At 40.3% G+C, this 12,954-nt stretch carries 18 protein-coding genes; 4 read left to right on the forward strand and 14 right to left on the reverse strand.

Annotated elements, in window-relative coordinates:
- Positions 1–19 precede the first annotated feature (19 nt).
- The 4 genes from HWX15_RS03745 to HWX15_RS09875 all read left to right on the forward strand — a co-directional run bounded on the left by HWX15_RS03745 (position 20) and on the right by HWX15_RS09875 (position 4,124).
- A complete protein-coding gene (locus HWX15_RS03745) occupies positions 20–1,066 on the forward strand; it encodes an ABC transporter substrate-binding protein (RefSeq protein ID WP_000731166.1) in 1,047 nt (348 codons plus the stop codon).
- Between the two features lie 12 nt (positions 1,067–1,078).
- On the forward strand, positions 1,079–2,170 hold the full coding sequence (locus HWX15_RS03750; RefSeq protein ID WP_050142599.1) for an ABC transporter ATP-binding protein: 1,092 nt from the start codon (positions 1,079–1,081) through the stop codon (positions 2,168–2,170).
- A complete protein-coding gene (locus tag HWX15_RS03755) occupies positions 2,160–3,818 on the forward strand; it encodes an ABC transporter permease (protein WP_175880327.1) in 1,659 nt (552 codons plus the stop codon). The genes HWX15_RS03750 and HWX15_RS03755 overlap by 11 nt, the downstream gene beginning before the upstream one ends.
- A gap of 96 nt (positions 3,819–3,914) precedes the next feature.
- Positions 3,915–4,124 (forward strand): hypothetical protein, encoded by a 210-nt coding sequence (locus tag HWX15_RS09875; RefSeq protein ID WP_254867334.1) that lies wholly within the window; start codon positions 3,915–3,917, stop codon positions 4,122–4,124.
- Here HWX15_RS09875 and HWX15_RS03765 read toward each other — a convergent pair.
- From HWX15_RS03765 to rpsE, 14 genes are all read right to left on the reverse strand, one after another.
- Complete coding sequence (locus HWX15_RS03765; protein WP_175880328.1) at positions 4,117–4,809, reverse strand: histidine phosphatase family protein; 693 nt, start codon at positions 4,807–4,809, stop codon at positions 4,117–4,119. The two genes, HWX15_RS09875 and HWX15_RS03765, sit on opposite strands and share 8 nt — an antisense overlap.
- Positions 4,810–5,052: 243 nt before the next feature.
- Positions 5,053–6,390, reverse strand: a complete 1,338-nt coding sequence (locus HWX15_RS03770) for a PFL family protein (protein WP_175880329.1) — start codon at positions 6,388–6,390, stop codon at positions 5,053–5,055.
- Positions 6,391–6,399: 9 nt separating this feature from the next.
- On the reverse strand, positions 6,400–6,666 hold the full coding sequence (locus tag HWX15_RS03775; RefSeq protein WP_000644123.1) for an ACT domain-containing protein: 267 nt from the start codon (positions 6,664–6,666) through the stop codon (positions 6,400–6,402).
- A 265-nt stretch (positions 6,667–6,931) separates the two neighbouring features.
- Positions 6,932–7,318 carry a 50S ribosomal protein L17 gene (rplQ, locus tag HWX15_RS03780; RefSeq protein WP_000331493.1) on the reverse strand — a complete coding sequence of 129 codons (387 nt, stop codon included), beginning with the start codon at positions 7,316–7,318 and terminating at the stop codon, positions 6,932–6,934.
- 11 nt (positions 7,319–7,329) lie between these two features.
- Positions 7,330–8,265 (reverse strand): DNA-directed RNA polymerase subunit alpha, encoded by a 936-nt coding sequence (locus HWX15_RS03785; RefSeq protein ID WP_000568988.1) that lies wholly within the window; start codon positions 8,263–8,265, stop codon positions 7,330–7,332.
- 42 nt (positions 8,266–8,307) lie between these two features.
- Entirely contained in the window at positions 8,308–8,691 is a 384-nt protein-coding gene (gene rpsK, locus HWX15_RS03790; RefSeq protein ID WP_001118385.1) for a 30S ribosomal protein S11, read from the reverse strand.
- A gap of 17 nt (positions 8,692–8,708) precedes the next feature.
- On the reverse strand, positions 8,709–9,074 hold the full coding sequence (rpsM, locus tag HWX15_RS03795) for a 30S ribosomal protein S13 (RefSeq protein WP_000090781.1): 366 nt from the start codon (positions 9,072–9,074) through the stop codon (positions 8,709–8,711).
- A 17-nt stretch (positions 9,075–9,091) separates the two neighbouring features.
- Positions 9,092–9,208, reverse strand: coding sequence for a 50S ribosomal protein L36 (gene rpmJ, locus HWX15_RS03800; protein ID WP_001808836.1), 117 nt, complete (start codon positions 9,206–9,208; stop codon positions 9,092–9,094).
- A 24-nt stretch (positions 9,209–9,232) separates the two neighbouring features.
- On the reverse strand, positions 9,233–9,451 hold the full coding sequence (gene infA, locus HWX15_RS03805) for a translation initiation factor IF-1 (RefSeq protein ID WP_001029883.1): 219 nt from the start codon (positions 9,449–9,451) through the stop codon (positions 9,233–9,235).
- Between the two features lie 116 nt (positions 9,452–9,567).
- The gene (locus tag HWX15_RS03810) at positions 9,568–10,206 is read right to left on the reverse strand and encodes an adenylate kinase (RefSeq protein ID WP_001050436.1); all 639 of its coding nucleotides are present in this window, start codon (positions 10,204–10,206) and stop codon (positions 9,568–9,570) included.
- Positions 10,207–10,355: 149 nt separating this feature from the next.
- Positions 10,356–11,666 (reverse strand): preprotein translocase subunit SecY, encoded by a 1,311-nt coding sequence (gene secY / locus HWX15_RS03815; protein ID WP_049511466.1) that lies wholly within the window; start codon positions 11,664–11,666, stop codon positions 10,356–10,358.
- Positions 11,667–11,678: 12 nt separating this feature from the next.
- Positions 11,679–12,119: a 50S ribosomal protein L15 gene (gene rplO / locus HWX15_RS03820; RefSeq protein WP_000766087.1), complete on the reverse strand. Its 441-nt coding sequence runs from the start codon at positions 12,117–12,119 to the stop codon at positions 11,679–11,681.
- Between the two features lie 144 nt (positions 12,120–12,263).
- The gene (rpmD, locus tag HWX15_RS03825) at positions 12,264–12,446 is read right to left on the reverse strand and encodes a 50S ribosomal protein L30 (protein ID WP_000057241.1); all 183 of its coding nucleotides are present in this window, start codon (positions 12,444–12,446) and stop codon (positions 12,264–12,266) included.
- Positions 12,447–12,459: 13 nt separating this feature from the next.
- Entirely contained in the window at positions 12,460–12,954 is a 495-nt protein-coding gene (gene rpsE / locus HWX15_RS03830; protein WP_000874202.1) for a 30S ribosomal protein S5, read from the reverse strand.

Raw genomic sequence — 12,954 nt, forward strand, 5'->3', positions numbered from 1 at the left:
CACAACGGAGGTATCCATCATGAAAAAGAAATGGATGTATTATGCTGCTTGCGGACTAGCTCTTTTTGGTCTTGCTGCTTGTTCTTCTAATGAATCTGCCGACGGCGGTTCATCTGATAAAGGAGACGGCGGTTCGCTAGTCGTTTATTCACCAAACTCAGAGGGCTTAATCGGAGCAACTATTCCTGCCTTTGAAGAAAAATATGGTATCAAAGTAGAACTGATTCAAGCTGGTACTGGAGAACTTTTCAAAAAACTAGAGTCAGAAAAAGAAGCTCCTGTAGCTGATGTCATCTTTGGTGGTTCTTATACACAATATGCTACCCACGGAGAACTCTTTGAAAACTATACTTCAAAAGAAAATGATAATGTTATCAAAGAATATCAAAACACAACCGGCTACTCTACTCCTTATACACTAGATGGTAGTGTTTTAATCGTCAATCCTGATTTAACGAAAGGCATGAACATCGAAGGATATAGCGACCTTCTCAAACCTGAACTAAAAGGAAAAATCGCAACTGCTGACCCAGCAAACTCTTCTAGCGCCTTTGCTCAATTAACAAATATGCTACAAGCTCAAGGTGGTTACAAAGACGATAAAGCTTGGTCTTATGTAAAAGATCTCTTCACACTTATTGATGGTAAAATCGGATCAAGCTCATCTGGTGTCTATAAAGCAGTCGCTGACGGAGAAATGGCTGTTGGTCTCTCTTATGAAGATCCAGCAGTTAAACTCTTAAATGACGGAGCTAATATCAAGGTAGTCTATCCAAAAGAAGGAACCGTCTTCCTACCTGCTAGTGCTGCTATCGTTAAAAAAGCGAAAAATATGGAAAATGCCAAGAAATTTATCGATTTTATTATCTCTCAAGAAGTACAAGATACACTTGGTACAACCACTACTAATCGTCCTGTTCGTAAAAATGCTAAAACAAGCGAAAACATGAAACCAATTGACAAAATCAAAACACTCACTGAAGATTATGATTATGTCATCAAGAATAAATCAGATATCGTTAAGAAATACAACGAAGTCTTTACAGATATCCAATCTAAACAGTAAAAGAGGTTCACTATGAGTGAGATCAAAATTATTAACGCCAAAAAAATCTACCACGATGTCCCTGTTATTGAGAATTTGAACATTACAATTCCAAAAGGAAGTCTCTTTACCCTTCTTGGGCCTTCAGGGTGTGGGAAAACGACCCTTCTTCGTATGATTGCAGGTTTCAACAGTATCGAAGGTGGAGAATTTTACTTCGATGATACAAAAATCAATAATATGGAACCCAGCAAACGCAATATCGGAATGGTTTTCCAAAACTACGCTATTTTCCCACATTTGACTGTCCGAGATAATGTTGCTTTTGGTCTCAAGCAAAAGAAGGTTCCAAAAGAAGAATTGATTCAACAAACCAATAAGTATCTTGAACTCATGCAAATTGCTCAATATGCGGATCGAAAGCCCGATAAACTCAGTGGGGGACAACAACAACGTGTCGCCTTGGCACGTGCCTTAGCTGTTAATCCAAGTGTTCTCCTCATGGACGAGCCGCTTAGTAACCTAGATGCCAAACTTCGCTTGGATATGCGTCAAGCCATTCGAGAAATCCAACACGAAGTGGGAATTACAACCGTCTATGTGACCCACGACCAAGAAGAAGCTATGGCTATTTCAGACCAAATTGCTGTTATGAAAGACGGAGTCATCCAACAAATCGGCCGACCAAAAGAACTCTATCATAAACCAGCTAATGAGTTTGTAGCAACCTTTATCGGACGCACAAATATTATCCCTGCCACTCTTGAAAAACGGAGCGACGGCGCTTATATCGTCTTTTCAGATGGCTATGCTCTTCGAATGCCAGCTCTTGATCAGGCTGAGGAACAAGCTATTCATGTAAGCATTCGTCCTGAAGAGTTTATCAAAGATGAATCTGGAGATATTGAAGGAATTATTAGCGATAGCGTCTATCTTGGACTGAATACTGAATACTTCATCGAAACAGGGTTTGCCTCAAAAATTCAAGTTAGCGAAGAATCAACTTTTGAAGAAGATCTACAAAAAGGCGATCGTATTCGTCTACGAATCAATACTCAAAAATTAAACGTCTTTTCTGCAGATGGTTCCCAAAACCTGATAAAAGGAGTCAACCATGGAACGTAAAAAACTAAATATTTGGACAGCCTCCTCTTTCTTCATCTTTCTTACCTATCTTGTCTTTCTGGTTTATCCTATCGTTACCGTGCTCAAGCAAGCACTCATACATGAGGGACAATTTTCACTAGCTAATTTTGTCACTTTCTTTAGTAAAGCCTACTATTCTGAGACACTCGTCAACAGTTTCAAGGTTTCCATTACCGCTACTGTCACTTCCTTAGTTGTAGGAACCCTATTAGCTTATCTCTTTTCCATGTATGACTTCAAGGGAAAGAAATTTCTACAAATATTGATTATCATTGCTTCCATGTCAGCTCCTTTCGTGGGAGCCTACTCCTGGATTCTCTTGCTGGGACGAAATGGGGTCATCACTAAATTCCTGACAAATACCCTTCATCTTCCAGCTATCGATATTTATGGATTCAAAGGAATTGTACTTGTCTTTACTCTGCAGCTATTCCCACTGGTATTTCTGTATGTTGCTGGGACAATGAAAAGTATTGATAATTCTCTACTTGAAGCCGCTGAAAGCATGGGGTCCTTCGGATTTAAGCGTATCGTAACGGTTGTTTTACCTCTCCTAGTTCCAACCTTACTAGCTGCTGCCTTGCTTGTATTTATGAGAGCATTCTCAGATTTTGGAACGCCGATGTTAATTGGTGAAGGATATCGGACTTTCCCCGTCTTGATTTATACCCAATTTATTAGCGAGGTTGGAGGAAATTCTGCTTTTGCATCTGCTTTAGCAATTATGGCGATTATCATTGCCTTGACAATTTTCCTTATCCAAAAACACATTGCAAACCGCTACAGTTTCAGCATGAATTCGCTCCATCCAATTGAGCCTAAAAAAACTACAAAAGGAAAAATGGCTGCCATTTATGCAACAGTCTACGGAATTATCTTTATCTCTGTTTTACCTCAAGTCTACTTGATTTATACTTCTTTCCTAAAAACATCAGGTATGGTATTTGTCAAAGGCTATTCTCTAAACAGTTACAAGGTCGCTTTCAATCGTATGGGCTCTGCTATTTTCAATACCATTCGTATCCCTTTGATTGCCTTAGTCCTAGTTGTCCTATTCGCAACATTTATCTCCTACCTAGCCGTTAGAAAACGGAATTTGTTTACAAACTTAATTGACAGCCTCAGTATGGTACCTTATATTGTACCAGGAACCGTTCTAGGGATTGCCTTCATTTCTTCCTTCAATACTGGTCTATTTGGAAGTGGATTTCTTATGATTACAGGGACAGCTTTCATTTTGATTATGTCCCTATCTGTCAGAAGATTGCCTTATACTATTCGCTCATCTGTTGCTAGCTTACAACAAATAGCACCAAGTATTGAAGAAGCCGCTGAGAGCTTAGGAAGTAGTCGTCTCAATACCTTTGCCAAGATTACAACTCCAATGATGCTATCTGGTATTATTTCTGGAGCCATCCTATCTTGGGTCACAATGATTTCAGAACTCTCTACTTCTATCCTCCTCTACAATGTCAAAACAAGAACAATGACTGTAGCTATTTATACAGAGGTTCTCAGAGGAAATTACGGTGTTGCGGCAGCCTTGTCAACTATCTTGACTATTCTAACAGTAGCTTCCTTACTCTTGTTTATGAAAATCTCTAAAAGCAATAGCATTACACTTTAGTTTTCCCCATCAAAAACAGCCGAAAGGATTACCTTCGGCTGTTTTTCTTATCTTGATATTCTTATCAAATCCCTAGCTCATAGAAAGTAATACTCAATGAAAATCAAAAAGCAAACTAGGAAGCTAGCCGCAGGTTGCTCAAAGCACTGCTTTGAGGTTGTAGATAAGACTGACGAAGTCAGCTCAAAACATGGTTTTGAGGTTGTAGATGAAACTGACGAAGTCAGTAACCATACATACGGCAAGGCGAAGCTGACGTGGTTTGAAGAGATTTTCGAAGAGTATAAGTCTGGACTGATTAAATAGAGGCCTCTTCCATCTTCTCACGTCCTAATTCTCGGTAACTACGGTCGCCGACAACTTCTACGCTAAACTGGCCGTCCTCATATTCAAGGATCGTCACGCTACCATTATCAAGACCATGTGGATGCATACCATCGATCAGATAAACAATGGTTCCAATGGTCATTCCGTGGCTGACGACAAGAGCATTGCCCCCACCTTGTTCTTCCATTTCTTTGGCAATTGCTTCAAAACCTTCCTTGATTCGACCACTGAGTTTTTCCCAACCTTCAGCCCAACCAGCTGTATCGACCTCTACCAAGCCCTCAGCCAGTTCAGCATAAGACAATTGATGAACGTGGTCCACATTAAAGATACGAGGAATAATACCCATGAAAAGATCGCCATCGTAGGCTCCATCAAAACTACCGAAACACCATTCTCTGATACGCTTGTCCATGCGATAAGGGATTTTCCCCTGCAAGCCAAGTTCATCAAGGATGATTCCCATTGTCTGAATGGTACGACCAGAATCACTCGAATAAGCGCGCTCAAACTGTAGACCAGATTCTCGCAAACCGATTCCTAATTCTTGAATCCCTCGCTCACCTTCAGCTGTTAAGGGAGTATCGCTCCAACCTTGCGCGCGACCAATCGTGTTAAACATAGTCTTGCCATGACGTACCAAATACAATCGTACTTTTACCATTTTCCGTCCTCCGTTTGCTTCTATTATATCATGGATGATAAAACAAAAGCCACCCAGACAGGTGACTTTTGCAGGAGATTATTATGAAAAAGTTTAGGAGTTCATTAAATAAAGATATTAGATGAAAATCAAATTCAAACTAAATCAGTATTATCTGTTTCAAATAATATTAGGAGGTCTTTATTTAATGATTATAGTATACACAGCCAACCTTAAATAGAACTTAAAATTTCTCCTATTTTCTTAATTTTTAAAACTATGAATTGGTGCTGGTATTTGTCCTCCACGAGTGATGAAATCAACAGACGAAGCCCCATTGACTTTCATAACAGGCGCAGTTCCTAATAGGCCACCAAACTCAATCATATCGCCTTCTTTTCCTTTAGGAATGATACGAACAGCCGTTGTTTTCATGTTAATGACACCAATTGCAGCCTCATCCGCAATCATAGCCGCAATGGTTTCAGCAGGTGTATCCTCCGGAATGGCAATCATATCCAAACCAACGGAACAGATAGCCGTCATAGCTTCTAGTTTTTCCAGATTAAGAGAGCCATTTTGCACTGCAGCAATCATTCCTTCATCCTCTGAAACAGGGATAAAGGCACCAGACAAACCACCAACTTGGTTGCAGGCCATAACTCCCCCCTTCTTAACTTGGTCGTTCAAGAGAGCCAAGGCAGCCGTCGTTCCATGCGTACCAACTGTCTCTAGTCCCATTTCTTCAAGGACACGTGCTACAGAGTCTCCAACCGCAGGAGTTGGCGCCAAACTCAAGTCCACAATACCAAACTCCACACCCAGTCTCTCACTGGCCATCTGACCAACCAATTGACCGATACGAGTGATTTTAAAGGCAGTCTTCTTGACCGTTTCGGCTACTACATCAAAGCTCTGTCCACGAACTTTTTCCAAGGCACGTTTCACCACACCAGGACCAGAAACTCCGACATTGATGATAACATCTGCCTCCCCAACACCATGGAAGGCACCCGCCATAAATGGATTGTCCTCAACAGCATTAGCGAATACAACCAACTTGGCCGCTCCCATATCTGATAGATTAGCAGTTTCCTTGATAATACGTCCCATATCTGCCACAGCCGTCATATTGATACCCGACTTGGTTGAACCGATATTGACTGACGAGCAAACCTTATCCGTCTCAGCCAAAGCGCGAGGAATAGAATGGATGAGAATCTCATCTCCCTTTTGGTACCCCTTTTGTACCAAGGCAGAGAAACCACCAATAAAATCCACACCGATTTCTTTCGCAGCCTTATCAAGCGCTTTTGCCAGAACCACATAGTCCGTCGCATCTGTCGCAGCCCCAATCAGAGAAATAGGAGTCACCGATACACGCTTATTAACGATAGGAATTCCCAACTCAGCTGCAATTTCATCGCCAACAGCCACTAATTTAGCCGCCTTGGTCCTAATCTTTTGATAAATTTTCTCCGCAGCACGATTGATATCTGGATCAATACAGTCCAAAAGGGAAATCCCCATGGTAATAGTTCTGATATCGAAGTTTTGCTCCTCAATCATGGCGATGGTTTCAGTAACTTGTCTAATATCCATGATAACCTCCTAGATATTATACATAGCTTCGAAAATCGCTGCACTCTGAATATTGATTTTCACATTCAAAATTTGCCCAAAAGCTTCAAATTCATTACGAAGATAAGTAAAATCCTGCTTTTCATCGCTAGAGACGACAGCCATCATCGTGAAATATTCATCCAAAACAGTTTGAGAAATATCGTCAATATTCAAACCTAATTCTGCAATTTTGCCAGAAACACCTGCAACAATTCCAGATTTATCTTTACCAACAACAGTTATAATCGCTTTCATAAGCAAACTCCAATTCTTCTTTTAATTAGGAAACCTGAACATTAAACAGGATTCTTTTCAAATAGTATAGCATAATTCTAACTAAAATACTCAAAAACGCCTGCTTACGAAGTTGTTCTTAAGCAAAAAACAATTTCGTAAACAAGCGTCTACTATCCCAACTTATGATGAGTGTTCCCGCTAGGACCGAAATCCTAGCGGTAGACCAGAGCTAGACTAAGAGCACAAGACTCCATCATCATAACACTCAACAAAATTGATGATTTTATACTAATTCGATGATCGCCATTGGCGCTGCATCACCACGACGTGGTTCAGTTTTAAGGATACGAGTGTATCCACCATTACGTTCAGCATAACGAGGTGCGATTTCTGAGAACAATTTTTGAAGTGCTGTAGTAGAAGTGTACTTATCAGTTGCTTCATCATAGTTTTCAGATGCGATTTCATTACGTACGAAAGCAGCTGCTTGACGACGTGCATGCAAATCACCACGTTTACCTAGAGTAATCATTTTTTCAACAGTTTTACGGATTTCTTTAGCACGAGCTTCAGTTGTCACGATTGATTCGTTGATCAAAAGGTCAGTTGTCAAATCGCGAAGCATTGCTTTACGTTGTGAGCTAGTGCGTCCTAGTTTACGGTAAGCCATGTATTCCTCCTTTATTTATCTTTTAATCCAAGACCCAAATCAATGAGTTTGAGTTTCACTTCTTCCAAACTCTTGCGTCCAAGATTTCGTACTTTCATCATCTCTGCTTCAGATTTTTCTGTCAAATCATGCACAGTATTGATACCGGCACGTTTCAAACAGTTGTATGAACGCACAGACAAGTCCAGTTCCTCAATCGTACGATCCAAAATACGGTCGTCAGATTCAGTATCAGCTTCTTTCATCACTTCAGTTGACTTAGCAATCTCAGTAAGATTTGTAAACAAATCAAGATGTTCTGTCAAAATACGTGCTGAAAGCCCTAAAGCATCTTCTGGAATAATTGTTCCATTTGTCAAGATTTCAAGGGTTAATTTGTCAAATCCATCATTGCTACCTACACGAGCAGGTTCCACTTGATAGTTGACTTTTGTAACTGGTGTATAAATAGAATCTACAGCAAGTGTTCCAACTGGTGCATTATCCTTTTTATTTTCATCAGCAGGTACATATCCACGACCACTGTTAACAGTCATAGTCGCTTTTAGAGAAGAACCTTCACCGATTGTAAAGAGATAATGATCTGGATTTACAATTTCAATATCGCTATCTGTCAAAATGTCACCAGCTGTTACTTCAGCAGGACCTTCAACATCCAGTTCGATGATTTTTTCGTCTTCAACGTACGATTTCACTGCAATTCCTTTAATGTTCAGAATGATTTGCATCACGTCTTCACGAACACCTGGAACTGTGTCAAACTCATGTAACACACCATCAATATTGATAGATGTCACAGCTGCTCCTGGTAGAGAAGCTAGAAGTACACGACGAAGAGAGTTACCAAGAGTTGTACCGTAGCCACGTTCAAGTGGTTCGATTACAAACTTGCCATAATCTTTATTTTCATCAATTTTTGTTATATTTGGTTTTTCAAACTCGATCATTTAGTTACTCCCTCTTAAACGAAAAGCAGTGTAATGCGATGATTATACACGGCGACGTTTTGGAGGACGAGCACCATTGTGTGGCACTGGAGTCACATCACGAATTGCTGTTACTTCAAGACCAGCGGCAGCAAGCGCACGAATAGCTGACTCACGACCAGAACCTGGACCTTTTACAGTAACTTCAACTGATTTAAGACCGTGTTCTTGTGCAGATTTAGCAGCAGCTTCAGAAGCCATTTGAGCAGCGAATGGTGTAGATTTACGAGAACCTTTGAAACCAAGAGCACCAGCTGATGACCAAGCAATTGCATTACCATGCACATCAGTAATCATAACAATAGTGTTATTAAATGTAGCGTGAATATGAGCAATACCAGATTCGATATTCTTTTTCACACGACGTTTACGTGTTGGTTTAGCCAAGACTTTTACCTCCTATATTATTTTTTCTTACCAGCAATCGCAACAGCTTTACCTTTACGAGTGCGAGCGTTGTTTTTAGTGTTTTGTCCACGGACAGGAAGTCCACGACGGTGACGGATACCACGGTATGAACCGATTTCCATCAAACGTTTGATGTTCAAGTTTACTTCACGACGAAGGTCACCTTCAACTTTGATTGCATCCACTTCACGACGGATAGCATCTTCTTGATCTGATGTAAGATCACGTACACGAACATCTTCTGAGATTCCAGCAGCAGCCAAAATTTTCTTAGATGTTGCAAGTCCGATACCATAAACATAAGTCAATGAGATTACTACGCGTTTGTCATTTGGAATGTCAACTCCAGCAATACGAGCCATGTTTTCTCCTTTCTATCTTATCCTTGACGTTGTTTGTGTTTTGGATTTGCTGGGCAAATTACCATAACACGACCATTACGACGAATAACTTTACAGTATTCGCAAATTGGTTTGACCGATGGTCTTACTTTCATTTCTTATCCCTCCAAGTTTTTCGATTATTTAAAGCGGTAAGTGATACGTCCACGTGTCAAGTCATATGGACTCATTTCGACAGTAACACGATCTCCCGCTAAAATACGAATATAGTTTTTACGAATTTTACCAGAAACTGTTGCTAAAATCTGATGTCCATTTTCAAGTTCAACCGTAAACATTGCATTCGGCATTGTATCAACTACTTTGCCTTCAACTTCAATCACATCGTCTTTTGCCACGCAAAAGCACCTCCATAAATTTCGATTCGATGCCTCTAGACACAGAGACAACAATTATAAGTCAGACTATCTTAGTATAACATTTGTAGCGGATTTTTGCAAGTGTGAAAAACGCTTTATTTCAAATTTGTCAATACTTTTTCGATATCTGAGAAGACATCATTGATATCTTGATTACCTTCGATGTCATGAACCAAACCTTTGGCGCGGTAGTGAGCAATGATTGGTTCTCCTTGAGCAATATTCACATCCAAACGACGTTTTACTGTCTCAGGCTTATCATCTTCACGTTGGTAGTAATCTTCTTCTTTATAGTCAACTGGTGGGTTAAATACCTTGTGGAAAGTTTCTCCAGTTACACGGTGGATGATACGGCCACTCAAACGTTCCAAGAGGCTGTCAGGATTCACTTCAATATTGATAACACCTTCTAGTTCAATGCCAAGTTCAGCCAATGTTTTGTCCAAAGCATGAGCTTGTTCGATTGTACGTGGGTAACCATCCAACAAGAATCCTGTTTCTTTAATATCATCTTGTGAAAGACGTTCTTTTACGATTCCATTTGTAACTTCGTCAGGAACCAATTCACCCTTGTCAATGTATGACTTAGCAAGAACACCCATTTCAGTTTGATTTGCCATTGCAGCGCGGAACATATCACCTGTTGAGATATGTGCAACATGGAATTGTTCTACGATTTTTGCTGCTTGAGTTCCCTTACCTGCACCAGGTAAGCCCATAATCAAAAGATTCATGATTTGATCTCCTTATTTTATTTTTAAATAGAAGCAAAAAGTCTTTTCACTCCTATTTAAAAACAAAATAGAAGAGGGGAGACCAAACTCTCACAAATGTTAGAGTTAAACCTCCACTCCCTCAGTAATTACTGATTCAGTAAATACTTTTATTCTGTTCTGTCCATGAAACCAACATACTTACGTTTCAATAGGTAACCTTCCAATTGCTTGATTCCTTCAATACCTGTAGAGATAATGATCAAAAGACTTGTTCCCCCAAAGGCAACAACATCAGAAAGACCAAATACATCTTTAGCTGCAATCGGCAAAATGGAAATCACACCAAGGAAGAGGGAACCAACAGTTGCAAGACGACGAAGAAGTTTAGACATATATTCTTCTGTACCTTTACCAGGACGAACTCCATGGATATAGGCACCGCTCTTTTGTAGGTTCTCTGCCGCTTTTTCAGGATTAATCTGCACAAACGTATAGAAGAATGTAAAGAGAATAATCAACAAAGCATACATGGCAATACCAGTTGGAGAAGTGGTTGCCAACATCTCTTGTGCTACCCTTACCCAAGCCCAATCATGACCTGTAGCGCTCAAAAACTGAAGAATCGCCGCAGGCGCTGCAGTAATGGAACTGGCAAAGATAACAGGGATAACTCCAGCAGGGTTTACCTTCAATGGAAGGTAAGAGCTAGATGGAGCACCTTGTGCAACCTTCGTATATTGGATTGGAATTTTGTATTCTGCTTGTTGAACATAAGTTGTAAAGTAAATGATCAACAATACAGTAATAATCAAAATGATTACGAAAATGATAGATGAAGTGATACGGCTACTTGGGACGTTCACAAAGTAGTCCACATAGATGCCCTGAATCATCTCTGGAATTGAGGCAACAATCCCGGCAAAGATAATCATGGAAACACCGTTTCCGTATCCCTTATCTGTAATTTGCTCACCCAACCAAGTGACAATCATACTACCAGCTGTTAAGATGATACCAATCGTCAGAAAAACTTGTGGAGTTAAAGCAGTTTTAATCAATTGAGCTCCAGCCAAGGTATTAAAACCAGCTGTAATCCCGATAGATTGCACAAAAGCGAGAACTAGAGCAATATAACGAGTGGCTTGATTCAATTTTCTTCGGCCTACTTCCCCTTGTTTTCCCCACTCTACAAACTTGGGTAAAATATCCATTTGCAAGAGCTGGACAACAATAGAAGCGGTGATATAAGGACTAACTCCTAGGGCAAAAATCGAAAAGTTTTTTAGGGCATTCCCTGAGACCAAGCTCAACATGTTTAAGAAGGATAATCCACTTAAAGCATTCAAGCTATTGGCATTCACCCCAGGAACTGTAATGCTAGTTCCGATACGAAAGACCAAAACGATAAAAATTGTAAATAAAATTTTTGATCGAACCTGCTTGACTTTAAGAGCTTCTCTTAATAATTTAAAAAACATAGGTCACCTCTCTTAGATGACTTCTACTGAACCACCTTTAGCAGTGATAGCTTCTTCAGCTGATTTAGAGAATTTAGCTGCTTTCACAGTCAATTTCTTAGTCAACTCACCGTTACCAAGAATTTTAATACCTGATTTTTCAGCTTTAACAATTCCTGCTTCGATAAGAACAACTGGAGTAACCTCAGCACCATCTTCAAAGACGTTCAATTGGTCAAGGTTCACAATTGCGTATTCTTTAGCGTTGATGTTAGTGAATCCACGTTTTGGAAGACGACGGAACAATGGAGTTTGTCCACCTTCAAAACCAAGGCGAACTCCGCCACCGCTACGAGCTTTTTGACCTTTTTGACCACGACCAGATGTTTTACCGTTACCTGATGAAGTACCACGACCAACGCGGTTACGTACTTTACGAGAACCTTCTGCAGGTTTCAATTCATGAAGTTTCATTTTTATTTTCTCCTCTTTTGTAAAATGCTAGCGCCGATAAGGGAGAAAAGGTTGTCTCCCCCATCAACTCGCCTATACGACGTCATCATAGATGACTATATCTAGTTTTAGGGGATGGTATAGTGCACATCCCCTAAAAATTCATTAGTTTACTTCTTCAACTGTTACCAAGTGAGATACTGCTGTGATCATACCACGGATAGCAGCGTTATCTTCTTTAATAACAGAGCTGTTCAATTTGCCAAGTCCAAGTGCTACAACAGTTTTACGTTGTGATGGAATGCGTCCGATTGGAGACTTAGTCAAAGTAATTTTAATTTGAGCCATTTTATCCCCTTTCTTATGCCAAATCAGAAACTGAAATACCACGAAGGGCAGCAACTTCTTCAGCGCGTTTCAATTGTTTCAAACCTTCAACAGTTGCACGAACAATGTTGATTGGAGTGTTAGAACCAAGTGATTTAGATGTAATATCTGCCACACCTGCCAATTCCACAACGGCACGAACTGCACCACCAGCGGCAACTCCAGAACCTTCTACAGCAGGTTTCAACAATACTTTCGCTCCACCGAATTCTGAAAGAACTTCGTGTGGGATTGTTGTTCCAACCATAGGAACTTCGATCAAGTTTTTCTTAGCATCATCTACTGCTTTACGGATTGCTTCTGGAACTTCTTGAGCTTTACCAGTACCAAATCCTACGCGACCGTTGTGGTCACCAACAACAACAAGAGCTGCGAAACGAAGACGACGTCCACCTTTAACAACTTTTGTAACACGGTTGACAGCAACTACGCGTTCTTCTAATTCAACTGCATTGTCTTTAAATGCCAT

The organism is Streptococcus thalassemiae, assembly GCF_903645285.1.
Lineage (GTDB): Bacteria > Bacillota > Bacilli > Lactobacillales > Streptococcaceae > Streptococcus > Streptococcus thalassemiae.

Coding starts and splice junctions, on each gene's coding strand:
- HWX15_RS03745 (WP_000731166.1), top strand. CDS start 20: ATGAAAAAGAAATGGATGTATTATGCTGCTTGCGGACTAGCTCTTTTT.
- HWX15_RS03750 (WP_050142599.1), top strand. CDS start 1,079: ATGAGTGAGATCAAAATTATTAACGCCAAAAAAATCTACCACGATGTC.
- HWX15_RS03755 (WP_175880327.1), top strand. CDS start 2,160: ATGGAACGTAAAAAACTAAATATTTGGACAGCCTCCTCTTTCTTCATC.
- HWX15_RS09875 (WP_254867334.1), top strand. CDS start 3,915: ATGAAAATCAAAAAGCAAACTAGGAAGCTAGCCGCAGGTTGCTCAAAG.
- HWX15_RS03765 (WP_175880328.1), bottom strand. CDS start 4,809: ATGGTAAAAGTACGATTGTATTTGGTACGTCATGGCAAGACTATGTTT.
- HWX15_RS03770 (WP_175880329.1), bottom strand. CDS start 6,390: ATGGATATTAGACAAGTTACTGAAACCATCGCCATGATTGAGGAGCAA.
- HWX15_RS03775 (WP_000644123.1), bottom strand. CDS start 6,666: ATGAAAGCGATTATAACTGTTGTTGGTAAAGATAAATCTGGAATTGTT.
- rplQ (WP_000331493.1), bottom strand. CDS start 7,318: ATGGCTTACCGTAAACTAGGACGCACTAGCTCACAACGTAAAGCAATG.
- HWX15_RS03785 (WP_000568988.1), bottom strand. CDS start 8,265: ATGATCGAGTTTGAAAAACCAAATATAACAAAAATTGATGAAAATAAA.
- rpsM (WP_000090781.1), bottom strand. CDS start 9,074: ATGGCTCGTATTGCTGGAGTTGACATTCCAAATGACAAACGCGTAGTA.
- rpmJ (WP_001808836.1), bottom strand. CDS start 9,208: ATGAAAGTAAGACCATCGGTCAAACCAATTTGCGAATACTGTAAAGTT.
- HWX15_RS03810 (WP_001050436.1), bottom strand. CDS start 10,206: ATGAATCTTTTGATTATGGGCTTACCTGGTGCAGGTAAGGGAACTCAA.
- secY (WP_049511466.1), bottom strand. CDS start 11,666: ATGTTTTTTAAATTATTAAGAGAAGCTCTTAAAGTCAAGCAGGTTCGA.
- rplO (WP_000766087.1), bottom strand. CDS start 12,119: ATGAAACTTCATGAATTGAAACCTGCAGAAGGTTCTCGTAAAGTACGT.
- rpmD (WP_000057241.1), bottom strand. CDS start 12,446: ATGGCTCAAATTAAAATTACTTTGACTAAGTCTCCAATCGGACGCATT.
- rpsE (WP_000874202.1), bottom strand. CDS start 12,954: ATGGCATTTAAAGACAATGCAGTTGAATTAGAAGAACGCGTAGTTGCT.